This window comes from Burkholderia sp. F1 (genome assembly GCF_050813845.1).
GTDB lineage: Bacteria > Pseudomonadota > Gammaproteobacteria > Burkholderiales > Burkholderiaceae > Burkholderia > Burkholderia ubonensis.
The window spans coordinates 646924-673203 of record NZ_CP172423.1; the positions used below are offsets into that span (position 1 = coordinate 646924).

At 67.9% G+C, this 26280-nt stretch carries 22 protein-coding genes; 3 read left to right on the forward strand and 19 right to left on the reverse strand.

The genetic code is table 11. The annotated features are described in order from the left end of the window. Nucleotides 1–255 precede the first annotated feature (255 nt). Nucleotides 256–1494 (reverse strand): multidrug effflux MFS transporter, encoded by a 1239-nt coding sequence (locus ACFIMZ_RS37165; RefSeq protein ID WP_431825668.1) that lies wholly within the window; start codon nucleotides 1492–1494, stop codon nucleotides 256–258. A gap of 77 nt (nucleotides 1495–1571) precedes the next feature. Between ACFIMZ_RS37165 and ACFIMZ_RS37170 the strand changes: the two genes are divergently transcribed. Beyond that, nucleotides 1572–2441: a LysR family transcriptional regulator gene (locus ACFIMZ_RS37170; RefSeq protein ID WP_431825669.1), complete on the forward strand. Its 870-nt coding sequence runs from the start codon at nucleotides 1572–1574 to the stop codon at nucleotides 2439–2441. 54 nt (nucleotides 2442–2495) lie between these two features. On the opposite strand, the gene ACFIMZ_RS37175 is transcribed toward ACFIMZ_RS37170, so the two are convergent. The 18 genes from ACFIMZ_RS37175 to ACFIMZ_RS37260 form a co-directional block, all read right to left on the reverse strand. Further along, on the reverse strand, nucleotides 2496–3857 hold the full coding sequence (locus ACFIMZ_RS37175; RefSeq protein WP_431825670.1) for a metallopeptidase TldD-related protein: 1362 nt from the start codon (nucleotides 3855–3857) through the stop codon (nucleotides 2496–2498). Then, nucleotides 3854–5290, reverse strand: coding sequence for a TldD/PmbA family protein (locus tag ACFIMZ_RS37180; RefSeq protein ID WP_431825671.1), 1437 nt, complete (start codon nucleotides 5288–5290; stop codon nucleotides 3854–3856). The genes ACFIMZ_RS37175 and ACFIMZ_RS37180 overlap by 4 nt, the downstream gene beginning before the upstream one ends. Then, complete coding sequence (locus ACFIMZ_RS37185; protein ID WP_431825672.1) at nucleotides 5283–6917, reverse strand: ABC transporter ATP-binding protein; 1635 nt, start codon at nucleotides 6915–6917, stop codon at nucleotides 5283–5285. Before ACFIMZ_RS37185 ends, ACFIMZ_RS37180 begins: the two co-directional genes overlap by 8 nt. Continuing rightward, nucleotides 6917–8023, reverse strand: coding sequence for an ABC transporter permease (locus ACFIMZ_RS37190; RefSeq protein WP_431825673.1), 1107 nt, complete (start codon nucleotides 8021–8023; stop codon nucleotides 6917–6919). The genes ACFIMZ_RS37185 and ACFIMZ_RS37190 overlap by 1 nt, the downstream gene beginning before the upstream one ends. Next, the gene (locus ACFIMZ_RS37195; RefSeq protein WP_431825674.1) at nucleotides 7977–9029 is read right to left on the reverse strand and encodes a microcin C ABC transporter permease YejB; all 1053 of its coding nucleotides are present in this window, start codon (nucleotides 9027–9029) and stop codon (nucleotides 7977–7979) included. The genes ACFIMZ_RS37190 and ACFIMZ_RS37195 overlap by 47 nt, the downstream gene beginning before the upstream one ends. 14 nt (nucleotides 9030–9043) lie before the next feature. Further along, on the reverse strand, nucleotides 9044–10921 hold the full coding sequence (locus tag ACFIMZ_RS37200; protein WP_431825675.1) for an extracellular solute-binding protein: 1878 nt from the start codon (nucleotides 10919–10921) through the stop codon (nucleotides 9044–9046). Between the two features lie 86 nt (nucleotides 10922–11007). Further along, on the reverse strand, nucleotides 11008–13752 hold the full coding sequence (locus ACFIMZ_RS37205; protein ID WP_431826051.1) for a TonB-dependent receptor: 2745 nt from the start codon (nucleotides 13750–13752) through the stop codon (nucleotides 11008–11010). A 250-nt stretch (nucleotides 13753–14002) separates the two neighbouring features. Further along, on the reverse strand, nucleotides 14003–14578 hold the full coding sequence (locus ACFIMZ_RS37210) for a helix-turn-helix domain-containing protein (RefSeq protein WP_431825676.1): 576 nt from the start codon (nucleotides 14576–14578) through the stop codon (nucleotides 14003–14005). A 240-nt stretch (nucleotides 14579–14818) separates the two neighbouring features. Next, on the reverse strand, nucleotides 14819–15247 hold the full coding sequence (locus tag ACFIMZ_RS37215) for an ExbD/TolR family protein (RefSeq protein WP_431825677.1): 429 nt from the start codon (nucleotides 15245–15247) through the stop codon (nucleotides 14819–14821). Between the two features lie 9 nt (nucleotides 15248–15256). Continuing rightward, the gene (locus tag ACFIMZ_RS37220; protein ID WP_431825678.1) at nucleotides 15257–15679 is read right to left on the reverse strand and encodes an ExbD/TolR family protein; all 423 of its coding nucleotides are present in this window, start codon (nucleotides 15677–15679) and stop codon (nucleotides 15257–15259) included. 17 nt (nucleotides 15680–15696) lie between these two features. After that, entirely contained in the window at nucleotides 15697–16623 is a 927-nt protein-coding gene (locus tag ACFIMZ_RS37225; protein WP_431825679.1) for a MotA/TolQ/ExbB proton channel family protein, read from the reverse strand. 75 nt (nucleotides 16624–16698) lie between these two features. Continuing rightward, nucleotides 16699–17400, reverse strand: a complete 702-nt coding sequence (locus ACFIMZ_RS37230) for an energy transducer TonB (RefSeq protein ID WP_431826052.1) — start codon at nucleotides 17398–17400, stop codon at nucleotides 16699–16701. A gap of 622 nt (nucleotides 17401–18022) precedes the next feature. After that, nucleotides 18023–18595: a GNAT family N-acetyltransferase gene (locus ACFIMZ_RS37235; RefSeq protein ID WP_431825680.1), complete on the reverse strand. Its 573-nt coding sequence runs from the start codon at nucleotides 18593–18595 to the stop codon at nucleotides 18023–18025. Nucleotides 18596–18889: 294 nt separating this feature from the next. Then, nucleotides 18890–19216 (reverse strand): hypothetical protein, encoded by a 327-nt coding sequence (locus ACFIMZ_RS37240; protein ID WP_431825681.1) that lies wholly within the window; start codon nucleotides 19214–19216, stop codon nucleotides 18890–18892. A 469-nt stretch (nucleotides 19217–19685) separates the two neighbouring features. Continuing rightward, nucleotides 19686–20012: an H-NS family nucleoid-associated regulatory protein gene (locus ACFIMZ_RS37245; protein WP_431825682.1), complete on the reverse strand. Its 327-nt coding sequence runs from the start codon at nucleotides 20010–20012 to the stop codon at nucleotides 19686–19688. A 357-nt stretch (nucleotides 20013–20369) separates the two neighbouring features. Next, a complete protein-coding gene (locus ACFIMZ_RS37250) occupies nucleotides 20370–21563 on the reverse strand; it encodes an acetyl-CoA C-acyltransferase (RefSeq protein WP_431825683.1) in 1194 nt (397 codons plus the stop codon). Between the two features lie 19 nt (nucleotides 21564–21582). After that, a complete protein-coding gene (locus ACFIMZ_RS37255; protein ID WP_431825684.1) occupies nucleotides 21583–22350 on the reverse strand; it encodes a 3-hydroxyacyl-CoA dehydrogenase in 768 nt (255 codons plus the stop codon). Nucleotides 22351–22365: 15 nt separating this feature from the next. Then, entirely contained in the window at nucleotides 22366–24051 is a 1686-nt protein-coding gene (locus ACFIMZ_RS37260; RefSeq protein WP_431825685.1) for an acyl-CoA synthetase, read from the reverse strand. Between the two features lie 156 nt (nucleotides 24052–24207). Between ACFIMZ_RS37260 and ACFIMZ_RS37265 the strand changes: the two genes are divergently transcribed. Together ACFIMZ_RS37265 and ACFIMZ_RS37270 are read left to right on the forward strand one after the other, a co-directional pair. Next, the gene (locus ACFIMZ_RS37265; RefSeq protein ID WP_431825686.1) at nucleotides 24208–25248 is read left to right on the forward strand and encodes an AraC family transcriptional regulator; all 1041 of its coding nucleotides are present in this window, start codon (nucleotides 24208–24210) and stop codon (nucleotides 25246–25248) included. A gap of 80 nt (nucleotides 25249–25328) precedes the next feature. Then, the gene (locus ACFIMZ_RS37270) at nucleotides 25329–26186 is read left to right on the forward strand and encodes a DUF2071 domain-containing protein (RefSeq protein WP_431825687.1); all 858 of its coding nucleotides are present in this window, start codon (nucleotides 25329–25331) and stop codon (nucleotides 26184–26186) included. Nucleotides 26187–26280 lie beyond the last annotated feature (94 nt).

Genomic DNA, 26280 nt, shown 5'->3' on the forward strand with positions numbered 1-26280 from the left:
AATTCCGTGAACGATGCAAAGACTGCAAGGAGACAGGAAAGCCCGACAAGCGTAGCGTCGCAAGTGCCAGTCATTATCGTTCTACTCGTTTGAACTGCATTTGACCAAGCTTGCCAGGACGCGGTTATTGTCCTCCGATACGCCCCGCTCGTTGAGCGATCGAGTATACATACAAACCGATGCGGCACGAGGTCATGTCGAATGCGGCAATGGCGGGGAAGAACCGAATCAAGCGGTTCCGAACGGCCAGACGCGTCATGCAGGGTCCACCGAACGCATGTGCCGACGTTGCGGAACGCATGTCGAGAGCGCCAGCAGTCCGAGCACCAGAACCGACGCGGCGAGCACCTTGCCGCTTGTACCGAACAGCGCGCTCACGCTCGTCGCGACCAGCGCCGCGCTGCCGATCTGGCAAAAGCCGACGAGACCCGACGCCGTGGCTGAACGGCCGTGCTCGCTCGCGACCGCGCCCGAAACGGCCAGCGACAGCGAAGACCCGTTGGCCAGGCTGACCACGCACATCGGCAGCACCACCGCTGCGACGCCCTGAAGCCGAAACGTGGCCACGGCGGCAAAGGCCAAGCCGCCTAGCACGAAGCAGGCGATGCCGGCCGCGACGATGCGGTCGTACGGCCAACGGTCGAGCAAGCGCTTGGCCAGCAGGTTGGCCGAGATGATGCCGGCCGTCAGCGGCAGGTACAGCCAACCGCTTTGTTCCTCGCTCAGGCCTTGCCGCGCGAACAGGAAGGGCGACTGCGTCAGGTAGACGAACCACGCGCAATAGATCGTGCAGACCACCAGCGTATAGCGGCGGAAGGCGGGGTCACGCAACACATCGCGAAAGCCGGCGAACGGCGATGTCCGGGTTCGAACGCCGCCAGGAAGCGTCTCGGGCAGCAACGCGAGCACCATCAGCAGAGCGGCCGCGCCGAACGCCGCGACGAACAGGAAGTCGGCACGCCAGCCGACCGCCGCGGCGAGATGGCCGCCGATGGCGGGCGCGAGGGCCGGCGAAAGCGAAACGAGCGGATAAACCACCGCATAGACCTTGGCGGACGTGCGCTTGTCGCAGGTGTCGGCGATGACGGCCCGGCCGATGACGAGGCCCGACGCTGCCCCCAACGCTTCCACCATGCGCCAGATCAGGAAGGCCGCGAAGCTGCCGGCCAACGCGCAGCCCAACGAGCCCGCGATGTAAACCGCGATACCCGCCAGCAGGACCGGCTTGCGGCCGTGACGGTCGGACAGCGGGCCGTAGGCCAGTTGCGCGACCGCCAGCACCAGCAGATAGGCGGAGACGGATTGCGGCATCTGCCAGTCCGCGATACCGAACTCGATGGACATGTCCGGCATGGCGGGCAGATAGACGTCCGACGCGATGAGGCCGAACGCGCTCAGCACCGCGACGGTGAGAATCAACGATAGTCGTGGCATGACGAAACTCCGGGCACGCCGGCGCCGCCGGCATGCGTGATTGAGATAGGAGCGGGCCATGTTACGGATCCGTCGAATAGGTGAAAATGCATGAATTCGCAGATATGATCTGCAAATTTGCAGCCTCGACGGGACATATGAACTGGGACGACGTCCGAATCTTTCTCGCCGTGCATCGCGCCGGCACGCTGCGCGGCGCGGCGGAGCAGCTAAGCGTCGATCAGACGACGGTGGGGCGGCGGCTGGGCAGCCTCGAGCGTGACCTGGGCAGCCGCCTGTTCCTGCGCACGACCGGCGGCCTCACGCTGACGGACAGCGGCCAGCAGGTATTGGGAACGGCCGAGGCCATGGAATGCATGGCCATCTCGTTCGAGCGGCGCAGCGAAGGCGCTGACGCGCTGCCGGCCGGCGACGTGCGCGTGACCACGACCGACGCGCTGGCGGTGGATTTCGTGGTGCCGGCGATCGAGCGCTTGCAGTGCCGCCACCCGGCAGTGCGCGTGATCATGGGCACCACGCCGCGCGTGCTCAATCTAGCGCGGCGCGAAGCGGATATCGCCGTGCGCACGTCGCGCCCTGACCAGCCCGAACTGATCGTGCGCCTGCTCGGGCGCTGGGAGGTCGGGCTCTACGCGACACGGCGCTACCTGGACCGTTTCGGCGAGCCCCGGCCCGGCAGCCATTTCGCCGGGCACGATATTGCCCGATACCAGACGGGCGTCACGCAACAGCAAGACGACACGCTGGTCGGCGAACCCATGACCGAGGGGCGCGTCGTGGCCGAACTGGACTCCAGTCTCATGCTCGCCACGTTCGTGCGCGCGGGCCTCGCGCTTGGCGAGCTTCCCGGCTACCTCGCGCTTCGCGACCCCGACCTGGTGCGCATCTGGCCCGACCGGCATCGCGCCAGGCCATACGAAGCCTGGCTGGTACTGCACCAGGATCTGGCGCATACGGCGAGGGTGCGGGTCGTGGTCGACGCGCTTGTCGATGCGTTTGCGCGTTGACGCACGCGGGAGGTGGGCGACGGGACGCGCCGCCGATCGGCATCGCCCCTTCCTTCACAGCGTCAATTCAAACGCACGCACGAGCGCGCCCGGCACCTTCGCGCCGCCCGTCGCGCGCTCGCCCCAGCCGGCATCGTTCAACTGCAGCGCAGGCGTCGCGCCGAGCTGCTCCAGCCCGGAACCGAACAGCCGATAGAAGCTGTCGTCGAAGCGCATCGCGTCGACCGGCGCGACGATCCTGCCGCCCTCGACCCAGAACGTCGCGAAACGCGTCATCCCGGTCATCCGGCAATTCATCCGGTCCGAGAAATTCAGGTACCAGAGATTGCCGACGTACAGCCCCGTATCGAGCGCGGCGAGCACGTCGTCGTCCGCCAGCGTGCCGCCCGCGATCGACAGCGACTGCGGCATCTCGCCGGCGTCCGCGCCATTCGGCGTCAGTCCGTACTCGCGGGCGCTGCGCGCGCCGACGAGCCGCGCCGCGCTGCGCCCCGCGACGACGAGCGGCACGCTCTCGCGGCGATATCCGTCCGCGTTGAACGCGGGCACGAGGTCGAGCGCCAGGTCCTCAGAGATCGACACGCGCGGATCGAGCGCGACGTCGCCCGCGTGCAGCTTGTGCAGCGCGCTGCGCGCGCTCTGGTGCGCGCGCGCCGAAAAGCCGTCCGAGCCGATCAGGTAGGTCATCTCGTAGATCGCGGCCGGCGCGAAATACGCGCGATAGCGGCCGGGCGCGAGCGCCTTCGGCGCGCGACCGAGCACCGGCAGCCGCGCGGCGGCCGCTTCGACCTTGCGCGCGAACACCGCGTCGTCCCAGTCGTCGCCGACATAGGCCGTCTTGATCGCGCGGCCGCCCGGCTCGTACAGCGACCAGTTGAAATCGAAGTTCTCGACTTCGTGCCAGCCGCGGCTGCCCGTCGATGACGCGAAGCCGCGCGCCAGCGAGCCGCCCGAGTAGAAGCCGACGAAATCCAGCCCGCGCGCGCATTCGGCCACGATCCGCGCGAGCGCATCCGCGTCCGGCAGACGGCCGGTGCGGCGCGTGTCCTGCGTCCACGTCGACGTGTCGTACAGCAGGTGCGGATCGTCGGCCGCGTCGCGCAACCCGTCGCGCAGCGCGCGAAGCGTCGCCGCGAGGTCCGGCAGGTCGGCGGCGGTATCGCCGGCCAGCGTCGACGTGCAGCTCGCCTGCCGCGCGCCGTCGATCAGCCGCACCGACAGCTTGCCCTGCACCACGCGCCCGGTCTGGCGAATCCGGCTTTCGTTGAAGCGGACGAAATCGGTCGTCTCGCCGGCGAACCACAGCAGCACCGTCTCGCCGGGCGCCTTGAGCCGCCCGGCTTCGTCGGCGAGCCGCGCGAAGTGCGTGCGCCAGTCGAGCGCCGCGGCGGCCCTCGTCGTATCGAATCCCGTCATCGTGCGCCCCCGAAAACGTCGACGTCGGCGAACACGCACGCGGGCGACGCGTGGCCGACCCGGATCACCTGCATCGGTTCGCCCTTGCCGCAGAACGGCGTGCCGTAGACGCCGAAGGTGCTCGCGTCGCCGACCGCGCGCAGGCTGCGCCAGAAGCTCGCGGAAATGCCGCGGTAGTTCGGCTGCTTGACGACCTGCGTCAGCTTGCCGTCTTCGATCAGTTGTCCGAACTCGCAGCCGAACTGGAACTTGTTGCGGCGATCGTCGATCGACCATGACGTGTTGGTGCGCATCAGGATGCCGTGCTCGATGCCCGCGATCAGCGCGTCGAGCGGCTGGTCGCCGGGCTCGACGTTGAGGTTCGCCATCCGGTCGATCGGCGGGCGGTTCCAGTTCGACGCGCGCGAGTTCGCGACGCCGGCCAGGCCCGCGCGCTGCTGCGACAGCGCGCCGCCGAGCGGCCGCTCGAGCACGCCGTTGCGGATCAGGTACTGCTTGCGCGCGGCGCTGCCGTCGTCGTCGAATGCGTACGACGCGGCCTCGGACGGCAGGCCCGGATCGAACGTGACGTTCAGCAGCGACGAGCCGTACTGATAGGCGCCGAACATCCCGGGCGTCACGAAGCTCCAGCCCGCGAAGTTGCGCTCGTCGCCGAGAATCCGGTCGAGCTCGAGCGGATGGCCGATCGATTCGTGGATCTGCAGCATCATCTGGTCCGGCATCAGCAGCAGGTCGCGACGGCCCGACGGGCAATTCGGCGCGGCGAGCAGCTGCAGCGCCTCGTCGGCGACCCGCGCGCCCGCGCCGTCGAAGCCGTAGCGCGCGAGCACGTCGAGGCCGCCCTGCGCGAGCGTGCCCGACTGGCCGAGCGAGCGCACCTGCGTGTCGCCGTTGGCGTGCGCGACGACGCTCAGCTCCGGCATCAGGAAGCGGAAGCGCTGGTCGATCCGCACGCCGTCGCTCGTCACGTACAGCTGGTCGGTGTGCGTGATCGACACGCTGGCCGTGCGCTCGACGATCCGCGCGTCGACGCGCGCCGCCGCGCATTCGTGCGCGAGTCGCTCGATCCACTCGGCGCGCGACGGCAGCGACGCATCGAGGCCCGGCGACGCATAGGCGCCGCTCTCGCGCGGACGCGCGGCCTGCCGGTGATCGATCAGCGACCACGCGGCGCTCGCCTTCGCGCGCGCGGTCGCCACGTCGAGCGCCGCCTGGAGTCCGGCCGCCGACAGGTTCGCGGTCGCCGCGTAGCCCGCGCCGGCGCCCGCCCACGCGACCAGCATCGCGCCGCGGTCGCGCACGCGGGCCAGCGGCAGCGCGACGTCGTTGCGGACCTGGTGATCCTCGGTCGTCTCGTCGACGACGCGCAGCGACCAGAAGTCGGCGTCGCTGCGCAATCCGCGGGCGGCATGCGCCCAACTCTCTTCAATCATGTGCCCTCTCGCTCGTTTCACGCATCGGCGTCAGCATCGACGACGCCATCAGCGCGCGGGTATACGGATGGGACGGCGCATGCAGCACCTGCAGCGTCTCGCCTTCCTCGACCACGCGCCCCGCCTGCATCACGATCACCCGATGCGCCATCGCGCGCATCACGGCCAGATCGTGCGTGATGAACAGGTAGCTGAGCCGGTAGCGCGCCTGCAGGTTCGTCAGCAGCGTCAGCACCTGTTTCTGGATCGACACGTCGAGCGCGCTGGTCGGCTCGTCGAGCACGAGCAGCTCGGGCTCCACGGCCAGCGCGCGCGCGATCGCGATCCGCTGCCGCTGCCCGCCGGAGAATTCGTGCGGGTAGCGCGGCAGCGCGTCGGCCGGCAGCCCGACTTCCTCCAGCAGCGCGGCGATCCGCGCGCGGCGCGCCGCGAGCGTCAGCTCGGGCCGATGCAGCGCGAGCCCTTCGCCGACGATCTGCTCGATCGTCATGCGCGGCGACAGCGAGCCGAACGGGTCCTGGAACACGACCTGCATCCGCCCGTACAGCGCGCGCCGCCCCGCGTTCGCGCGCAGCGCCGCGAGCGGCAGCCCGTCGATCTCGATCGCGCCGGCCGCCGGCTGCTGCAGGCCGAGCACGGCGGACGCGAGCGTCGACTTGCCCGATCCCGATTCACCGACGATACCGATGGTCTCGCCGCGACGCAAGCGCAGCTGCACGTCGTGCACCGCGCGGAACGCGCTCTGGCCGAACACCGCGCGCCAGCCCCTGGCCGCGGTCCGGTAGTCGACCGCGAGCGCGCGCACGTCGAGGATCGTCCGCGCGTCGGCCGCGACCGGCTCGATCGCGCGGCGCGGCGCGCTGTCGAGCAGGCGGCGCGTATACGGATGCTGCGGCGCGTCGAACAGCGCGCCGGTCGCGTTCGTCTCGACGAGCACGCCGCGCTCCATCACGGCGACGCGCTGCGCGAAGCGGCGCACGAGGTTCAGGTCGTGCGTGATCAGCAGCACGGCCATCCCGCGCGCGGCCGCCTCCTGCGCCTGCAGTTCGAGCAGCAGGTCGACGATCTGCTGGCGCACGGTCACGTCGAGCGCGGTGGTCGGCTCGTCGGCGAGCAGCAGGCGCGGCCGGCACGCGAGCGCCATCGCGATCATCGCGCGCTGCCGCTGGCCGCCCGACAGCTGGTGCGGATAGCTGTCGATGCGCCGCTCTGGCTCCGGAATCCCGGTGCGGCGCAGCAGCTCGATGCCCCGCGCGCGCGCCGCGCCGGGCCGCAGCCCTTCGTGCAGCCGCAGGCTTTCCGCGATCTGCCGGCCGATCGTATACAGCGGATTGAGCGCCGTCATCGGCTCCTGGAACACCATCGCGATGTCCGCGCCGCGAATCCCGCGCATCTGCTGCTCGGTCTTCGTCAGCAGATCCTCGCCGTCGAACAGCACGCGTCCCGACAGCCGCGCCTGCCGCACGAGGCGCAGGATCGACAGCGCGGTCACGCTCTTGCCCGAGCCCGATTCGCCGACGAGCGCCACGCGCTCGCCGCGCGCGACCGACAGGCTCAGCTCGCGCACGACGGTCCGGTCGCCGAACTGCGCGGTAAAGCGGTCGATTTCCAGCAACGGTTTCGTCATCATTGGCCTCCGCCGAATGCGGACCCGCGCGTGCGCGCGTCGAGCGCGTTGCGCAGCGCGTCGCCCATGAACGTCAGCAACAGCAGCGTGACGACCAGCGCGGCGAACGCCGACGCCGAAATCCACCACGCATCGAGATTGTTCTTGCCCTGCTTCAGCAGCTCGCCGAGGCTCGGCGTCGGCGGCTGCACGCCGAGCCCGAGGAAGTCGAGGCTCGTCAGCGACAGGATCGCCGCGCTCATCCGGAACGGCAGGAACGTGATCACGGGCGTCAGGCTGTTCGGCAGCACGTGCCGCCACATGATCTGGCGGTTCGTCAGCCCCATCGTGCGCGCGGCCTTCACGTAGTCGAGCCCGCGGTTGCGCAGGAACTCGGCGCGCACGTAGTCGGACAGCAAGAGCCAGCCGAACATCGACAGCAGCACGAACAGCAGCCACAGCGACGGCTCGAAGATCGACGCGAAGATGATCAGCAGGTACAGGTCCGGCAGCGCGCTCCAGATCTCGATCAGCCGCTGCCCGATCAGGTCGGTGCGGCCGCCGTAGAAGCCCTGCAGCGCGCCCGCCAGCACGCCGATCAGCGTGCCGGACGCGGTCAGCGCGAGCGCCATCAGCACCGACAGCCGGAAGCCGTACAGCAGTCGCGCGAGCACGTCGCGGCCGAACTGGTCGGTGCCGAGCCAGTTGCCGGCCGACGGCGGCGCCGGGTACGGCCGGGACGCGAAGTAGTCGATCGTGTCGTAGCGAAAGCGGTTCGGCGGATAGACCGACAGGTTGCCGCGCGCGTCGAGCTTCGCGCGGATATACGGATCGAGATAGTTCGTCTTCGCCGGGAAATCGCCGCCGAACTGCGTTTCCGGATAGTCCTTCACGATGGGAAAGTAATAGTGCCCGTCGTAGCGCAGCACGAGCGGCCGGTCGTTCGACAGCACGTCGGCGCACAGGCTGAGCGCGAACAGCGCGACGAAGATCACGAAGCTCCAGTAGCCGAGCGGCTGCGCGCGGAAGCGCCGCCACGTGCGCCGCCACGGCGACGCGGATTGGCCGGCGCGCGCCTTCTCAGCGGTCCAGGCGGTTGAATTGGATGCGGGGGTCGACGAGGACATAGCAGATGTCGGCGATGAGTTTGGTCAGCAGACCGATGAGCGTGAACAGGAACAGCGAGCCGAGCACGACCGGATAGTCGCGGCGGATCACCGAGTCGTACGAGAGCTGGCCCATGCCGTCGAGCGAGAACAGCGTCTCGATCAGCAGGTTGCCGTTCAGGAACGCGCCGACGAACGCGGCGGGCAGCCCGGTCAGCAGCGGGATCGCCGCGTTGCGCAGCACGTGCTTGCCCAACACGTCGCGCTCGGGCGCGCCCTTCGCGCGGGCGGTCAGCACGTACTGCCGGCCGATTTCGTCGAGGAACGTGTTCTTCGTCAGGATCGTGACGATCGCGAAATTGCCGATCACCGCGGCCGTGACGGGCAGCACGATGTGCCACAGGTAGTCGAGCGCCTGGCCGGCCAGCGTCAGTTCGTCGAAGTCGTCGGACGTGAGGCCGCGCATCGGGAACAGCTGCCAGAACGTGCCGCCGCCGAACAGCATCAGCAGCAGCACGCCGAGCACGAAACCGGGAATCGCGTAGCCGGCGAGCACGAGCACGCTCGTCGCCGTATCGAAGCGCGACCCGTTGCGCACCGCCTTCGCGATGCCGAGCGGCACGGAGATCAGGTAGGTGAGGAACACCGTCCACAGGCCGAGCGTGATCGACACCGGCAGCTTCGAGCGGATCACGTCCCACACGCGCGCATGCACGAAGTACGACTGGCCGAGATCGAAGCGCGCGTAGGCCGTCAGCATCATCCCGTAGCGCACGAGCGGCGGCTTGTCGAAACCGAACTGCCTGCGGATCTGCTCGATCTGCTGCGGGTCGATCCCCTGGCTGCCGTGATAGCCGCCCCCGCCGCCGCCCGCTTCGCCGCCATGCGCGTTGCCGTGGCGCAACTGGGTCAGCACCTGCTCGACCGGACCGCCCGGCACGAACTGCGTGACGACGAACGTGATCGTCACGACGCCGATCAGCGTCGGGATCATCAGCAGCAGCCGTCTGAGTATGTAGGCAAGCATTGTCTCGCCCTCCGTCAGGTGCCGGCAACCGGCGCGGCGCCCGCGGGCCGCTTCCGGTACCAGTAGTCGATGATCCAGTCCTCGTACGAGTAGGAGCCTGGAAGGACGGCCGGATGCCCGAAGGTGGTCTTGTAGGCGATCCGCGCATTCGGCAGGTAGTACTGCGGCACGAGGAGGTAAAGGTTGATCAGCACGCGGTCGAGCGCGCGCGTCGCCGTCTCGAGGTCTTCCAGCGTGTCGGCGGCGAGCGCCGCGCGTATCAGCGCGTCGACCGCCTTCGAGCGCACGCCCGGATAGTTCTCCGAGCCGACCTCGGACGCCGCCGCGCTGCCGAAGCGGCGCGCGAGCTCCGCGCCCGGGATCGTGACCGGCGGGTAGATGAAGGTCGTCATGTCGTACTGGAAGTTGTCCATGCGCCGCTGGTACAGCGCGCTGTCGAGCTCGTGCAGCGACGCGCGGATGCCGAGCGTGCCGAGCGCCTGGATGTACGGCAGGATCAGCCGGTCCATCCCCGGCTGGTCGTCGATGATCTCGATCGTCATCGGCGTGCCGTTCGCGTCGCGCAGCGCGCCGTCCCGGTAGCGCCAGCCGGCCTGCGCGAGCAGGTCGCGCGCCGCTTTCAGGTTGTCGCGCAGCGAGCCGGGCGGCAGCGTAGACGGCTGCCGGACCATCGGGCCGAACACCTCGGGCGGCAGCTCGGCGCGATACGGCGCGAGCAGCGCAAGCTCCTTCTCGCTCGGCACGCCTTGCGCGCCGAACGGGCTCGCTTCCCAGAAGCTGTTCGTGCGGCGGTACTGCCCGTAGAACATCATCCGGTTCATCCACTCGTAGTCGAACGCGAGCGCCAGCGCATGGCGCACGCGCACGTCGCTGAACTGCGGCTTGCGCAGGTTGATCAGGAAGCCCTGCATCTGCGCGGGGCCGTCGGGAAAGGTCGCGCGCGTCAGCAAGCCGCTGCGGAAATGCTTGCCGACGTACCGGCGCGCCCATTGCGTCGCGCTGTATTCCGCCCGCGCATCGATGTCACCCGCCTTGAACGCCTCGAGCATCGTGTACTGGTCGAGATACAGCTTGAACGACACGCGCGCGAAGCGGTACATGCCGCGTCGCGACGGCAGGCGCGCCGCCCAGTAGCGCGGATTGCGCGCGTAGACGATCTGCTTGTCGTTCTTGCGCTGCCCGATCAGGTACGGGCCGCTCGCGATCGGCGGCGCGGTCGCGATCTGGTCGAACGGCGGGCGCGTGCCGTCGGGGCGCATCCCCCACTTCGGCGAGAACACCGGCAGGTCCCCCGCGATCAGCGGCGCCGCGCGCTCGGCGCGGTTGAAGTCGAAGCGGACCGTCTGCCGGTCGACGACCACCGCGCGCCGGATCACCGCGAACTGCGCGTTGAAGAGCGGCGACGCCTGCGGGCTCGACAGCGTGTCGAACGAGTACTTGACGTCCGCCGCGGTGATCGGGTCGCCGTTCGAGAAACGCGCGGCCGGATCGACATGGAACGTCGCCGACATCCCGTCGGGCGCGACCTGCACGTCGTCGGCGATCAACGCGTACTCGGACGCAAGCTCGTCCCAGCTCCGTTGCATCAGCGTGTCGAACATCAGATGCAGGATGTCCGGGGCGGCCGAGCCGCGCACGAGGAACGGATTCAGCGAGTCGTAGCTCTGCGCCTCGTCGTAGTTCTGGAAGCTGAGCGTGCCGTCGTCCGGCGCGTCCGGGTCCGCATAGTCGAAATGCGTGAACCCCGCGGGATACTTCGGCTGGCCGAACTGCGCGATCGCCGGCGCCGCCGCCGCGCCCGCCGTCGCGACGCCGTAAGCGAGCACGGCCGCGCTCACGACGCGGGCGACGCGCGTCGCGAGCGAGCGCACATGCAACATCAACACTGTCATCGTCAATTTTCGTGTGGTCGCATCGGCGCGCGGCCGATGCGAGGTCGATTCGAAATGCCGGCACGCAAGCGGCCGGCCCTGCGCCGTCAGAACCGGTACGTCGCGCCGGCCTGCGCGAAGCGGCCGACGTACGTGTACAGCGACGTGTCGTAGCCGGTCTGGTAGGCCGCGTTCATGTACACCGGATCGAACGGCGGCTTGCGGTTGAAGATGTTGTTGATGCCCGCATACAGCGTCCAGTGCTTGAACCCCGTGTAGCTGACGTTCAGGTTGAACTGGCTGTACGACGCGACGCTGTCCTGCTGGCCCGGATAGTTCCCGGCCGGCAGGATCGCCTGGCTGTACGGGCCCACGTAGATCCACGTCAGCGTCGTGTTCCACTTCCGGTAGTTCCAGTTCAGGTCGGTGTTGCCCTTCCAGCGCGGGAAGCTGCCGCCGAACGGCTGGTTCACCGAGCCGTTGTTGCCCGCGAAGTCCGTCTCGACGCCGCCCACCGGCATCTTGAAGTGCCACACGTACGCCCAGTCGCCCGACAGCGTGAACGTGCCGACCGCCGTCTTCACCGACTGGCGGAACGTCGTCTCGAAGCCGTCCGTGTCGAGATGCGACAGGTTCTTGTACGGCAGCAGCACGTACGCGATCGAACCGTTCGGGTTGCGGACCACGCGCGACGGGTCGTTCGCGTCGACCACCGCCTGCACGTCGTCGGTGCCGATCACGTTGTCGACGTGGATCTTGTACCAGTCGAAGCCGATGTCGGTTGTGCGCGTCGGCGAAAGCTGGAAGCCGATGTTGTAGTTCTTCGTGCGCTCGGGCTGCAGGTTCCGGTTGCCCGCCTGGATCTCCTCGGTCAGGTTGTACGCGCCCGGGTTGTTCGGATCGTGCGAATCGATCACGCCCTGCGTGCCGAAGGTGCGGGACGACGTGTTCTCGATCAGCGTCGGCGCACGGAAGCCGCGCGTATACGACGCATACGTCGTGAACTCGCGCACCGGCTGGAAGCGCAGCGCGAAACGCGGCGAGAACGCGCCGCCGAAATCGCTGTAGTGATCGTAGCGGCCCGACTGGCTGAAGGTGAGGTTTTTCAGGATCGGCACGTCGATCTGGTAGTAGATCGCCGCGACGTTGCGCTGGCCGTTCACCGATTGCATCGCCGGCGCGATGAACGTGCCGTCCGCCCAGCCGAGGCCGGTGCCGATGTACTGGGACTCATGCCGGAACTGCGCGCCGAGGCCGAGGCCGACGTTGCCGGTCGGCAGCGTGAACAGGTTCGGCGTCGCGATCGTCGCGTCGACCGTGTCGAGCTTCGTGATCGCCTGCGTTTGCGCGTTGCCGTACAGGCCGTTCAGGCCGTTCGGCGTGGCGGACGGGTTCGCGAAGTCGAATCCGCCGTTCTGGATGAGGTTCTCCAGCACGGACGCGCGGATCCGGTTCGAGAAGTTGTTCGACACCACGCTCTGCGAGTGCGAGTACGCGACTGACCAGTCCCAGTCGCCGGCCTTCGGCGTCGCGAACGTGCCTTTCACGCCCGTCGCCGCGCGCCAGAAGTTCGCGCTGGTACGCACGGACTGCGTTTGGCCGAACGCATAGCGCAACTGGGTCGGCACGCCGAACGGATTGTACGGATTGCTGCCGGGCACCACGTTCGACACCAGCTTGACGCCGCCCGTCGCCGGATCGAACGTCTGCGTGCTGGAGCCCAGGCGGCCGACGCCGGTGTTCGTGACGGTCGTATTGTTGCTTTCCCACAGATCGGCGAACGCCTGCATCGCGTCGCTGATCTTGAAGTCCGCGTGCACCTTCGCGCTCAGGCGCTCGGTCCACGGCGAGATCGACGACGCGTAGGCGGTGTTGTTGCCGCACACGGTGCCGGCCGAGCCGAACGCCTGCGCGGTCGAACCGGACGGAAGCTGCCGGCCGCCGCTCGGGCATGGGCCGAGCGGAATGTTGGCGCCGTTGCGCCGCCAGTACGACAGCGATTCGTTGTTCAGGCCGCCGGGAAAGTTCGAGAAATCCTGGTTCTGCGTCATGTCACGGTCGGATGCGAGAATCCCGTTCGACTTGTAGTAGCTGAGTGCCGCCGTGACATTGAAGCGGTCGGCATTCAGGTCGCCGATGCCGCCCAGGATGCTGAACCGGGTCGTGCCCGCGCCGCCGCCGTCCTGCGTCGCGCCGCCGTAGCTGCCGTCGAGCTCGAGGCCCTGGAAGTTCTTCTTCGTGATGATGTTCACGACGCCTGCGATCGCGTCGGAACCATACTGCGACACCGCGCCCGTCTTGACGATCTCGATCCGGTCGATGATGTTGATCGGCAGCGTGTTCAGGTCGAAGAACTGGTCGGTGCCGTTCACCGCGAACGCGTACGGCGCGACGCGCTGCCCGTCCACCAGCACCAGCGTGTATTTCTCGCTCAGCCCGCGCAACGCGATGCCCGCGCCGCCGGGCGCGAAGCTGCCCTGCGCGCCCGAGCCCTCGCCCCAGCTGCTCGACGAGTTGGCCGATACGCCGCGCAGGAAATCCGACACGGTCGTATAGCCGCTCTGCTCGATGTCCTTGGCCGTGACGGTCTGGACCTGGTTGAAGCCGACCTTGTCCGCGCTGCGGATCAGCGAGCCCGTGACCTCGAAGCGCCTGATCTGCGCGACCTTGTTCTTGCCCTGCGCCGCGGCCTCCCCGCCGGATGGCGCGTCGTTCGCAACCGCCTCCGCGACCGCCGCCCCCCCGGGCGACGGCTGGCTCTGCGCGAACGCCGGCGCCGCCAGCGTGGCCGTCAGCGCCACTTCCGCCCAGATCATTCTCTTGATCGCCAACGCCAAAGCTCTCTGCTTCATCTTGCCCCACTCGCTCATCGATAAGAATCCGCCGGTTTTGCAGCGGGATCTCATCGATCCCCGCCCGATGCCGGGCGTCTGCATACCGGTCCCCGTTATTGCGGACCTGCCACTTGCGCTGCTTCGAACCCGCCGGCGACGCGACGCGCGATGCCGTGTTCGTCCTTCTGCGTTGCGAATCAGACGACTCGACTCATTCAGTCATCCTGATGTAATCGTCCGGCCGGGCACGCGGTGCCCATTTCGTCGATCATCCCTGTCCTGGTGCACCGACCCAGACGATCACCGCTTCCTCGTTGGCGGCGTTGCTCCACGCATGGGCCACCGTCGATTCGTAATGCGCGGTCTCGCCCGCCTTCAGCACGAAGGTGCGGTCGTCAAGCGTCAGCTCGATCTCGCCGGTCATCACGTAGAGGAATTCCTCCCCCGCGTACGACGCGACTTCCGGCGCCGCCTGACCGGCCGGTATCCGGAACAGCATCGCGTCCAGCTTCGTCCCGTTCGCCAGGTGAGAGACGTGGGCCAGCGCGTGCGCGATCGCCTCGGTGCCGGGCTGCGGCAGCGCTTCGCACTGGCACGCCGGCGGCGCTTCGTCCGGCGCGCCGACGAAGCGGTCGATCGTCACGCCCAGCGCCCTCGCGATCCCGACGAGCGACGCGATCGACGGCATCGCGCGCCCGCGTTCGATCTGTGACAGAAACGGCTTGGAAATGCCGGCCGCCGCGGCGGTCACGTCCAGCGTCAGCTTGAGCTGCCGCCGCAGCGTGCGAATCCTGTTCCCCATCGAGGTGGCGACAAGCATCGATTCATCGGAAGGCGAAGCCATAGTGAGACACGAACCCGTAGTCGAAACTGTTTGATGAATGCGCGCCCGGCCGACACGATCGCAGCACGCCTCCAGCGCGGCTGCGTACCGGCAGGAGCCGTGGTCACGCGACCTGGATTCGATGTTACGGTTTTCCCGCTATTCACATCGCCTCACGTCAATTCGCACTGCAAACCAATGTGGATATCTCGCCTTTTCTCGATTCCTGCCGTTACCGGATCGTCGGCAGGCCCGCCCGCTTCATGGCATGTACTGCTCGTTGCCGATGAGGCCGATCTTCGTCGCGCCGACGCGCTGCGCGCTGGCCAGCACGCCGGCAACCGCCTTGTACGGCGTGAGCCGGTCCGGCCGCAGACGGATCTCGGCCTGCTCGGGCTGCGCGGCGACTTGCGCCAGCTTCTGCTCGAGCGCCGCGCGATCCGGCACCCGCGCGCCGTTCCAGTTCGTCGCGCCGTCGGCGCCGATGTCGATCTGCACGGCCTCCGGCGGCTTCGCCGGCGGCGGCGGATTGCCGACCGGCAGGTCCATCCTGACCGAGTGCATCTGGATCGGAATGGTGATGATCAGCATGATCAGCAACACCAGCATCACGTCGATCAGCGGCGTGGTGTTGATGTCGACCATCACGTCCGGCTCGCCGCCGCTACCCGAAGATACGTTCATGCCCATCGTCGACTCCTAGCCGCCGCGCGCCGGCGGCTCCGTGATGAATGAAACCTTGGCGATACCCGAGCGCTCGCACGCGGTGATCACGCGTCCGATGAATTCGTAGCGCGTGTTCTCGTCGCCGCGCACGTGCACGTCGGGCTGCGGCGACATCTGCGAGATGCCCTTCAGCTTCGCGAGCAGCGTCGGGCCGTCCACGTGCGTTTCGCCCCAGAAGAATTGCCCGTCGCGATTCACCGCGATCTCGACGCTTTTTGGTGTCGTCTGCAGCGGCTGCACCGTTTCCTTCGGCAGAGCCAGCGGGATCGTGTGAGTCACGACCGGGATCGTGATCAGGAAGATGATCAGCAGCACCAGCATCACGTCGACGAGCGGCGTCGTGTTGATGTTGGCGATCACCTCGTCGTTGTCGTCCTGCCCGACGCTCATGGCCATCGCGCACCCCGCCCGCGTCAGTGGACGAGCGACGCGGCCCGCGCGCCGGCGGCCCGCACCGGACGCCGGCTGCCCGCGAGCAGCACCGTGTGCAGCTGCGCGCCGAAGTTGCGCACGCGCTCCATCACCGACTTGTTGCGGCGAACCAGGAAGTTGTAGCCGAGCACCGCGGGCACGGCGACCGCCAGCCCGATCGCGGTCATGATCAGCGCCTCGCCGACCGGGCCCGCGACCTTGTCGATCGACGCCTGCCCCGCGATGCCGATCGCGGTCAGCGCGTGGTAGATGCCCCACACGGTGCCGAACAGGCCGACGAACGGCGCGGTCGAGCCGACCGTCGCGAGGAACGCGAGGCCGTCCTGCAGCCGGTTCGACACGTTGGTGATCGCGCGCTCGACCGACACGTCGATCCACGTATTGCGGTCGACCGCCTCGAGCAGCGCCTCGTCGTGATGCTCGCCGGCCTCGATCGCGGTCTCCGCGATGAAGCGGAACGGCGACGCGTCGTCCAGCAGCTTCGCGCCGTCCGCCAGCGACGGGGCCGACCAGAGCTGCTCGTCCGCGAGCTTCGCGCGCCGGTTCGCGCGGAACTGCTCGAGGAACTTGGCGATCATGATGTACCAGCTGCCCATCGACATGATCACGAGCAGGATCAGCACGAACCGCGCGACGAAATCGCCGTTCTTCCACAGCGCGCCGAGACCGTACGGATTCTCGACGGCTTTCGTCGCCGCCGGCGCGGGCGGCGGCGAAGGCGCATCCGCGGCGGCCTGCGGCGCGGACGTCGTCGCGGCCGCTGTCGTGGCCGCTGTCGTGGCCGATGCCGGGGCGGCGGCCGGCCCGCTCGCCTGCGCGAACGCCGCCTGCGGCGCGACGACCGCATCGACCGCGGCGACGGAAATCAACATGCAGGCCGCCAGCGCGGCCAGTGAACGCTTTTCCATACCTACTCCAATTCTTTCGTTTAACTTACTAATTTACATGCCAGATCTTGCCGTTCCGGCACCGCTCTTCCCTGCTCAGTTCAGGTTGAACGAGAACGGAACCTGCACGCGCACCGACTGCCCCTGCGCCACGCACTTGAATCGCTTGACCGTGTTGTATGCCGCGCGGTCGAGGATCGGATCCGCCGATTGCGCGACACGCTCGTTGGTGATGTTGCCGTCGGCGTCGACGACGAATTCGATCGTGACGTCGCCGGTGATGTTGTTTTCCTGCGCTTCCTTCGGATACTGCATCGATGCGCGCATCTGATCGGAATTCGGGCAGACGACGCCGACCTCGTGGCTCACCGGCTTCGCGACGGGCGCGGGCGGCGCGACGACGGGCGCCTGCACGGCCGGCGCGGACGGCACCGGTGCGGCCTGGTGGGTGATCGTCGCCTGCGGCGGCGCCTGCACCGGCACTTCCGGGGGCGGGACGAACGGCGGCGGCGGCAGCGCCACTTTCGGCGGCGGCAGCTTGACCACCGGCATCGGCGGAGGCGGCGGCGGCTTCACCGGTTCGATGATGCGGGTTTCGATCGGATGCTGGATGACCTGGACGACCTTGGTCGCGAGGCCGTTGAGGAGCGCATAGACCAGTACGACGTGCAGCAGCAGCACGATCGCGATACCGCCGAACCGGCGCACCGGGTTCCGCGGCTTCCCGCCGAATTGCCGCGGCCGCCCGAGCCGGGCCAGCCCACTGTTGGACGCGAGCACTCCTTCGTCGACTTTGATACCCACCTTCAGTCCCCCAACGCGAAATTCGCCGGTCTTTTCGGACAACGGCCCGGATTACGACGGACTTGAATGCCATTCCCATTAATCATGATTTGCTTATTTATTAATATGCAATTCACGTTGCCCGCCGCTCACGCACGGACAAGGCGGCTCATTCATCGAGCCCAATTCGATTCAGGGAAATGTAGCGAATATTCGTCCGCTCGAACGGCGGCCGGCAGCGTGCGGCCAAGCCGAAATCAAGCGGGCCGCGCCGAGAAATAACCCCGAGCTGATTGAATATTCCTAAACAAACCGTCGCTTCGTGATTGAGGAAGATATCAAGGAAAAAAAATGAGCGTCAAACTTTTTTTGATGAAACACTCAAAGTTTGACCACATCAAACTTAACAAATTAATTACGAAAAATACAGGACGTTTGATTGAATCAAACATCTTTTATATCCACGATTTAGAATAATCAGATAAAGTTTGATCACATCAAACTTTTATCCGGATATGGCCGCTTGAAACCGCCTCTCGCGAAGCAAAAACGGCCTTCACATAATTTCGTCATCCGATCATTAAGTACCGGAAATTAATTGGCGATCAGCGCGGAAACGCACCACCGATGCACGCCGTCAAACCAGCGCCGGATTGATCAGCGCGGTCAGGACATGGTCGGCCCATGCGCCGTTGATGCGCAGATACGCGCGCGCATAGCCTTCCCGCTCGAATCCGAGCCGTTCGAGGAGCCGCGCGCTGCGCCGGTTTTCGGGACGATGATTGGCCATCACGCGATGCAGCGCGAGCTCGTCGAACACGTAGCGAATCGCGGTTTCGAGGCACTCGTGCATCAGTCCCCGCCCTTCGCAATCGCGTGCGATCGAAAACCCGAGATAGCACGCGCGGAACGGCTCCGGAACGATCTGCGTGAAATTGCAATCGCCGATCAATCGATCGTCATCCTTATCGAATATCAGGAGGTGCACGGCACGGCCGGCGGCGATGTTCTCCTCCATCGACTGCAGCCGCATCTCGATCGCATGTCGCGTATGGAACGAATCGGGCCGCGACGGTTCCCACGGCATCAGATGCGTCCGGTTTTCGACGTAGTACGCGAGCAGATCCGGCGCGTATGCCCGATTGGCCGGGCGGAGCAGCAGGCGGTCGGTGACGAGCGGGTTCGGCAAGATCGGGATCGCGAATTTCATCGGCGGATTGGGCAGGAACGGAAGTCGAAGGCGGGAAGATAGCGCAGCCTGCCGTCGTCGGCATGAGCGCCCACACGCGCCTGATCAGACGAAAAGGCGGAGGCGTTGCGGATCCGTGCGGTGGCCCGGATCGCGGACAAAAAAAATGCCCGCGGTACGCGGGCGAGCTTCGCTCTGAGAAACCTCAAAAACAAACTGGACAACTGATCGTACTCCTCGAAAATCCCGCGTTCGACACAGGTAAACCCCGTCGCGGTTTACCCGCCCGGCGACGCGCCATACCGGGAGAATCGCTCAGTGCAGTTGCCGCTTCAGATCCGAGAGCTCCGAATGCATCGAGCTCACCGCATTCATGATGCCGGCATCGACACCGCTGGCCTGCATGCAGGCTTGCTCGGCGCGATCGCCGATCCGCTCGAGATCGTCGACCCATTGGCGGATGCGATCGTCGTCGCGGGACGCGATGACCTTCTTCGCCGTCTTGCATTCCCTGTCGAGTTCGTCCACCCAGTTCAGCAAGTCCCTGGGCGCTGTCTTGTCCGAGTGGCAGGTCCGTGATGCCTCGCTGATCGTCTGCTGCAGGTGGCTGAAGCGCTGTTGCATCTCGCTGGCTTGCAACATGATGACCTCCTACATGAATGTCGGCGCCCGGCGCATCCGGGCAGCCGATCACGCCGTGTTTCCGTTCCACCGCCATCCGCAGGCGGCAAGCCGTGGGACGAAGCGATGCAGGTTGATTGCGCCCGGACGGCCACCGGCTCCACGAGGAGCGGGCTTCTAGTGTAGGTCATCGGAGACGCCCCGTTCGTCGTCGCGCGCGTGGAGCGACCGCGCGCCGCCGGTCGAGCGCAGGCTCGCGATCGGATGAATGAACGGATCAGACCCCAAGCGAAGGCTCGAACGACCTCGGCCGGCCATCGCGCGGCGCACGCGTCGCCGTTCGATTCAGGGGGGGCGCAAGCATGTCACTTCGCTGACTCGCTTCCGTCACATGCGGAAACGACAGCGGGAAACGACGGCGGAAAACGACAGCGCCGGCCGAGCGGCCGGGATCAGGCGGGCCGGATCGGCGACGCCCGACCGGATGGCATCAGTCCTCGCCCGGCCACCAGGGCTTGGCTTCGGGTCGGATCAGATAGTCGTCCGGATTCTTGCCGGCCAGCCATTTCGGGCGGGCGCCGCGACCCGACCAGGAATTACCCGACGACGGATCGTAGTACTTGGCGGGTTGCTTCTTCGGCCGGTCCTTCACGAAGCCGGCCGCACGGAGGAGTTCCACCTCCGTGATGCCGTATTCCTTGACCTGTTCCCGGATCCTGGCCAATGCTTCCGCCTTCTCTTTTGTCCGGGCTTCTTCGAGGAGGAGGTTGAGGTGGCCGAGCTGCTGCTGCAGCGTCTGAATTTTGCTGGATGTCACGTGGCGTTTTCTTCGTCGATGCGGTGCCCGGCATCGACCGGGGCACGCGGATTCCCATCATTCGTTCACAGTCTGCCTGACCGTTGCCGAATGATGCGGTGTCGGGGTTGTGACCGCCCGGCCTTCTGCGCAAGTCGATCATGCCGCTCGCGAGCCGTTCAGAGTCCGTAACGTCAAGCACACTGAATGAAACAAGTCGCGATTGTAGCAGTCCGAGCGGGCATCGCCGCTTCCTTCGACGTTCGCGGCCGACAGGCGGGAACGTAAACGAGCCGGGGCGGGCCCTTGCAGCCCGCCCCGGCCCTGCCCCTCGCACGACGTCACCGCGAATCCGGACGCCGGATCCGCGTCGCCGGATCAGGACAGGCGTTCGATCGCGATCGCGGTCGCCTCGCCGCCGCCGATGCAGAGCGACGCCACGCCGCGCCGCAGCCCATGCGTCTCGAGCGCCGCGAGCAGCGTGACCATCACGCGCGCACCGGACGCGCCGATCGGGTGGCCGAGCGCGCACGCGCCGCCGTGCACGTTGACCTTGTCATGCGGCAGGTCGAGATCGCGCATCGCGGCCATCGCGACCACCGCGAACGCTTCGTTGATCTCGAACAGGTCGACGTCGCGCAACGCCCAGCCGGTCTTCTCCGACAGCCTGCGCAGCGCACCGACCGGCGCCGTCGGGAACAGCGCGGGCTTGTCGGCATAAGTCGAATGGCCGACGATCACCGCCTTCGGCGTCAGGCCGCGCTTCTCCGCTTCCGACCGGCGCATCAGCACCAGCGCCGCGGCGCCGTCCGAGATCGACGACGAATTCGCGGCCGTCACCGTGCCGCCTTCGCGGAACGCCGGCTTGAGCGTCGGGATCTTGTCGAGCTTCGCCTTGCCCGGCTGCTCGTCGATGCTCACCACCGTGTCGGTCTTGCCCGCGCGCACGTGCACCGGCGCCACTTCGGCAGCGAACCGGCCGCTCGCGATCGCCTGCTGCGCGCGCGTGAGCGACGCGATCGCGAACGCGTCCTGCGCGTCGCGCGTGAAGCCGTAGGTCGCCGCGCAGTCCTCGGCGAACGTGCCCATCAGGCGGCCCTTGTCATACGCGTCCTCGAGGCCGTCGAGGAACATGTGGTCGAGCACCTGCCCGTGCCCCATCCGGTAGCCGCCGCGCGCCTTCGGCAGCAGGTACGGCGTGTTGCTCATGCTCTCCATGCCGCCCGCCACCATCACGCGCGCCGAGCCCGCGACGAGCAGGTCGTGCGCGAACATCGCGGCCTTCATGCCGGACCCGCACATCTTGTTGACCGTGGTCGCGCCCGCCGCCAGCGGCAGCCCCGCCTTCAGCGCCGCCTGCCGGGCCGGCGCCTGTCCCTGCCCCGCGGGCAGCACGCAGCCGAAGACGATCTCGTCCACCTGGTCGGCCGGCACGCCGGCGCGTTCGAGCGCCGCGCGAATCGCCACCGCGCCCAGCTCGCTCGCCGTCGCGGCGGCCAGGTCGCCCTGGAAACCGCCCATCGGGGTGCGGGCCGCACCGACGATGACAATCGGATCGTGTTGTGTCGTCATGATTCCTTCTCCTTGAGAGTCAGCGCGGCGCCATCCGCAGCGCGCCGTCGAGTCGAATGACTTCGCCGTTCAGCATCGTGTTCTCGGCGATGTGCCGCACCAGCGCGGCGAACTCCTCCGGGCGGCCGAGACGCGACGGAAACGGCACGCTCCGGCCCAGCGAGTCCTGTACGTCCTGCGGCATCCCGGTCATCATCGGCGTCGCGAAGATGCCCGGCGCGACCGTCACGACGCGGATGCCGAAGCGCGCAAGCTCGCGCGCGACCGGCAGCGTCATCCCGACCACGCCGCCCTTCGACGCCGCATAGGCCGCCTGCCCGATCTGCCCGTCGAACGCGGCGATCGACGCGGTGTTGACGATCACGCCGCGCTCGCCGTTCGCGTCGGCGTCCTGCTTCGACATCGCGTCGGCCGCCAGCCGGATCATGTTGAAGGTCCCGACCAGGTTGATCGAGACCGCGCGCGCGAAGCTCGCGAGCCGGTGCGGCCCGTCGCGCCCGACGACCTTCTCGCCAGGCGCCACGCCCGCACAGTTGACGAGCCCGTCGATCCGGGCGAACGCGTCGAGCGTGGCGGCGAGCGCGGCCTGCCCGTCGGCTTCGCTGGTCACGTCGGCCGCGTGGCAGCGCGCCGCCGCGCCGAGTTCGCGCGCGACGCCCGCCGCGGCGTCGCCGTTGACGTCGACCAGCATCGCCCGGCCGCCGTGCTCGACGACCATGCGCGCCACGGCCGCGCCCAGGCCGGAGCCGGCGCCCGTGACGAGAAATACGCGGTTGTCGATGTTCATTCGTTGTTCCTCCGTTCAGTTCGTCGCGTTTTGTTCGATCGCCATCTTGCGCAGCACGAAGCGCTGGATCTTGCCGCTCGGCGTCTTCGGCAACGCGTCGACGAATTCGACCGCGCGCGGATACGCATGCGCCGACAGGCGCTTCTTCACGTGCAGGCTCAGCTCGTCGGCCAGCGTCGGCGAGCCCGCGTAGCCGCCCGACAGCACGACGTACGCCTTGACGATCTCGGTGCGCTCCGGATCGGGCACGCCGATCACGGCCGCCTCCATCACGGCCGGATGCTCGATCAGCGCGCTTTCGACGTCGAACGGTCCGATCCGGTAGCCGGCGGACGTGATCACGTCGTCCGCGCGGCCGATGAAGCTGATGCTGCCGTCCGGCTCCAGCTCCACGTTGTCGCCGGTTCGGTAATAGCCGCCGGCGATGGCCGGCGTCTGCTGGCGCCAGTAGCCGGTGAACCACAGCAGCGGCGAGCGCGCGATGTCGACCGCGAGCACGCCGGGCCGGTTCGGCCCGAGTTCGCGGCCCGCGTCATCGAGCACCGCGACCCGGTAGCCGGGCATCGCGACGCCGGCCGAGCCGGGATGCACCGGATGCGCGAGGCCGTGATGGTTGCTCACCACCATGCCGAGCTCGGTCTGCCCGTAGTGATCGCGAATCGGCGCGGCAAGCTCGGCGTCGAACCAGCGGATGACTTCCGGATTCAGCGGCTCGCCCGCGCTGCTCACGACGCGCAGGCGGCCCCGGATGCGCGCGGCCGGCTCGGCGCCGGCCGCCATCAGCAGCCGGTACGCGGTCGGCGAGCCGGCGAGGCTGGTGATGCCGAGCCGCTCGATCACGTCATAGGTGGCGTCGACGGAGAAGCCGCCTTCGACCAGCGTCGTCGCATGGCCGAGCAGCAGCGGCCCGGTGATCGCGTAATAGAGCCCGTAGGCCCAGCCCGGGTCCGCGATGTTCCAGAACCGGTCGTCCGGGCGCAGGTCCACCGCGTCGCGCATGTACGCGCCGAACGCGAGCAACGCGTGCAGCGGCACCGGCACGCCCTTCGGCAACCCGGTCGTGCCCGACGTCGACATCATCAGGAACAGGTCCGTGCCGGTGCGCGGCACGGGCTCGAACGCTTCGGGCTGCGCATCGAGCGCGGCGAGGAAATCGATGTCGCCGCCGCGCAGCGGCTCGTCCGGCCCATGCAGCGGCTCGTCCGGCCGGCGCACGGTCGCCACCGGCGGGCACGCCGCGACTTCGTCGAGCTTGGCGCGGTTCGCGACGTTGGTCACGACCAGCTTCGCGTCGCTCATGCGCAGCCGGTGCTCGATCGCCTTCGGCCCGAACGCCGTGAACAGCGGCTGGTAGACCGCGCCCGCGCGCCACACGCCGAGGATCGTCGCGACCAGTTCGGGCGTGCGCGGCAGCAAACCGGCCACGACGTCGCCGGGCCCGACGCCCTGCGCGACGAGGAGATGGGCGACGCGCGCCGACAGCGCCTGCATCTCCGCAAAGCTGAAGCTGTGATGCCGGCCGCCGGCGTCGATCCAGTCGAGCGCGGTCCCGCCGGCCGCCGCGTGACGGTCGCAGCATTCGACGCAGGCGTTCAGCCCGCGCGCGAGGTCGCCGTCGAGGCGCGCCGCGGCGGCGTCGAGGCTGAAGCGGGCCACCGCGTCGGCGTAAGCGGGTACGGCGTCGGCGATCTGGTCTGGCATGGGTGTCTCCTCCCGTTGACTCGCGGCCGGCAGATCGGCCGGCGCGGCAGATTCGTTCCCGATGGTAGTCATCGCCGACATTGCAAACAATGACAAATCGAGTCTACGATCCTGATCGGAAATGCCATATCCGGAGGGTCTGTGGTGGAACGGCACATGATTGCGCCGGGCTTCGTCGAGGACGCGCTCGCGTGCCTGCGGCAGCAAGGCGTCGACGTGCAGCCGCTGCTGCGCGCGGCCGGGCTGCCGGCCGAGGTGGACAGCCCGGTCACGATCCAGCAGTACGGGCGGCTGTGGCTGGCGATGGCCGACGCGCTGGACGACGAGTTCTTCGGCCTCGCCGCGCGGCCGATGCGGGTCGGCAGCTTCGCGCTCATGTGTCACGCGGTCCTGCATGCGGCCACGCTCGAGCAGGCGCTGCGGCGCGCGCTGCGGTTTCTGCGGGTGGTGCTCGACCATCCGCACGGCCGGCTGCAGGTGGCCGGCGGCGAGGCGCGCATCGTGCTCGCCGACGCGGGCGGGCCACGCCCCGCGTTCGCTTACCGCACGTTCTGGCTGATCCTGCTCGGGCTCGCGTGCTGGCTGATCGGGCGGCGCATTCCGTTGCGGCGCATCGATTTCTCGTGCGCGAGCCCCGTCCATCGCGCCGACTACAGCCAGTTCTTCGGCGCGCCGGTGCATTTCGACCGGCCCGATTGCCGGCTCGCGTTCGACGCGGCCTATCTGCGCCTGCCCACGATCCGCTCCGAGCAGGCGCTGAAGACCTTCCTGCGCGGCGCGCCCGCCAACATCCTGGTGCGCTACCGGCACGACTCGGGATGGGTCGCGAAGATCCGCGCGCACCTGAAGGCCATTCCGGCGGCGGATTGGCCGAACTTCGACGCGCTGGCCGCGCGGCTCGACATGCCGCCGGCGACGCTGCGGCGGCGCTTGCGCAGCGAAGGGCAGAGCTTCGCGGCGATCAAGGACGAGATGCGCAGCGTCATCGCGCAGTCGCTGCTGCGCGACGGCACGCGCAGCGTGGCCGACATCGCGGGCGAGCTGGGCTTCTCCGAGCCGAGCGCGTTTCATCGCGCGTTCCGCAAATGGACCGGGCAGTCGCCCGGCGGGTTTCGGTCGGATCATGCGGGCTTGCGTCGCCCATCCGGCCCGCCTCCCGAAGAACTCGATCGAAAGCGGCGCGATGCCGGCAATTGAGGTACCTTGCACGCGCGCCCGCCAAAGCCGAAGGTGTTTGCTTTCGCGCCGCGCGTCAGTCCATCACAACAACAACGGCCATGTCTGATACCAACGCATTCGTCCATCCGTCCGCCGGCATCGTCGGCCGCCTCGCCAACCGGGTCGTCGCGAGCCGGCCGCTGCTGCGCGCCCGCCGCGCGCTGCTGTCGCGGCTGCCGTTCCTGCAACTCGCCAGTGACGTGCGGGACGTCGTGTATTGCACGTGGCTCGTCGATCTCGCGGACGTCGCCCACCTGGTGCCGCCCGGCGTCGGGCTGGCCGCGCGCGACGGCAAGACGCCGTTCACCATCCTGACTTACGCGCACCGCCACTTCGGCCCGCGCGCCGCCGGCCCGCTGCGCCGGCTCTTTCCGTCGCCGCTGCAAAGCAACTGGCGGCTTTACGTCGATACCCTTCCGGAGCAGGCGCCGGCCAAACAGACGGTCCTGTTCGTGAAGAACGTCTTCGACCATCCGCTTTATGCGCTCGGCAGCCGGCTGTTCAGCGACGCGTTGCCGTCGCATCTCGCGCAGCGCTTCGAACATACGGCGCGTGACGGACGATTCAGCACGCTGCTCGCGGGCGGCGACGGCAGCGCGCCGGATTTTCGCTGCGTCGCCGAGACGACCTCCGAACGCACGCTGCCCGCCGAACTCGCGCCGTTCTTCGATTCATGGCGCAGCGCGGTGACGTTCCTGAGCCTGCAGCACGGCGCGGTTGCGCACGTCGAGGACTGCAATGGCCTCGCCCACGCCTGCATCGACCTGCCGATCGACATCGATGCCGTCGAGCCGCTCAGGCCGGTGGAGCCGGTCGGCCACGGCGAGTTCCTGCAGCGGATCGGCGCGGTCGGCGCGCCGTTCTGCTTCGTCGTTCCCGGTGTCGCGTTTCGTGTGCTGTCGGAGCGGCTGATCTAGCCTGGATACGTGTCGCCGCCTCGCCCCACGAAGCAAGCATCGTGTCGGGGCTACTGTTTCTCCTCGAAAACTCGCCCTGTTCGATTTCAATGAG

Coding starts and splice junctions, on each gene's coding strand:
- ACFIMZ_RS37165 (WP_431825668.1), bottom strand. CDS start 1,494: ATGGCCCGCTCCTATCTCAATCACGCATGCCGGCGGCGCCGGCGTGCC.
- ACFIMZ_RS37170 (WP_431825669.1), top strand. CDS start 1,572: ATGAACTGGGACGACGTCCGAATCTTTCTCGCCGTGCATCGCGCCGGC.
- ACFIMZ_RS37175 (WP_431825670.1), bottom strand. CDS start 3,857: ATGACGGGATTCGATACGACGAGGGCCGCCGCGGCGCTCGACTGGCGC.
- ACFIMZ_RS37180 (WP_431825671.1), bottom strand. CDS start 5,290: ATGATTGAAGAGAGTTGGGCGCATGCCGCCCGCGGATTGCGCAGCGAC.
- ACFIMZ_RS37185 (WP_431825672.1), bottom strand. CDS start 6,917: ATGACGAAACCGTTGCTGGAAATCGACCGCTTTACCGCGCAGTTCGGC.
- ACFIMZ_RS37190 (WP_431825673.1), bottom strand. CDS start 8,023: ATGTCCTCGTCGACCCCCGCATCCAATTCAACCGCCTGGACCGCTGAG.
- ACFIMZ_RS37195 (WP_431825674.1), bottom strand. CDS start 9,029: ATGCTTGCCTACATACTCAGACGGCTGCTGCTGATGATCCCGACGCTG.
- ACFIMZ_RS37200 (WP_431825675.1), bottom strand. CDS start 10,921: ATGACAGTGTTGATGTTGCATGTGCGCTCGCTCGCGACGCGCGTCGCC.
- ACFIMZ_RS37205 (WP_431826051.1), bottom strand. CDS start 13,752: ATGAAGCAGAGAGCTTTGGCGTTGGCGATCAAGAGAATGATCTGGGCG.
- ACFIMZ_RS37210 (WP_431825676.1), bottom strand. CDS start 14,578: ATGGCTTCGCCTTCCGATGAATCGATGCTTGTCGCCACCTCGATGGGG.
- ACFIMZ_RS37215 (WP_431825677.1), bottom strand. CDS start 15,247: ATGGGCATGAACGTATCTTCGGGTAGCGGCGGCGAGCCGGACGTGATG.
- ACFIMZ_RS37220 (WP_431825678.1), bottom strand. CDS start 15,679: ATGGCCATGAGCGTCGGGCAGGACGACAACGACGAGGTGATCGCCAAC.
- ACFIMZ_RS37225 (WP_431825679.1), bottom strand. CDS start 16,623: ATGGAAAAGCGTTCACTGGCCGCGCTGGCGGCCTGCATGTTGATTTCC.
- ACFIMZ_RS37235 (WP_431825680.1), bottom strand. CDS start 18,595: ATGAAATTCGCGATCCCGATCTTGCCGAACCCGCTCGTCACCGACCGC.
- ACFIMZ_RS37240 (WP_431825681.1), bottom strand. CDS start 19,216: ATGTTGCAAGCCAGCGAGATGCAACAGCGCTTCAGCCACCTGCAGCAG.
- ACFIMZ_RS37250 (WP_431825683.1), bottom strand. CDS start 21,563: ATGACGACACAACACGATCCGATTGTCATCGTCGGTGCGGCCCGCACC.
- ACFIMZ_RS37255 (WP_431825684.1), bottom strand. CDS start 22,350: ATGAACATCGACAACCGCGTATTTCTCGTCACGGGCGCCGGCTCCGGC.
- ACFIMZ_RS37260 (WP_431825685.1), bottom strand. CDS start 24,051: ATGCCAGACCAGATCGCCGACGCCGTACCCGCTTACGCCGACGCGGTG.
- ACFIMZ_RS37265 (WP_431825686.1), top strand. CDS start 24,208: ATGATTGCGCCGGGCTTCGTCGAGGACGCGCTCGCGTGCCTGCGGCAG.
- ACFIMZ_RS37270 (WP_431825687.1), top strand. CDS start 25,329: ATGTCTGATACCAACGCATTCGTCCATCCGTCCGCCGGCATCGTCGGC.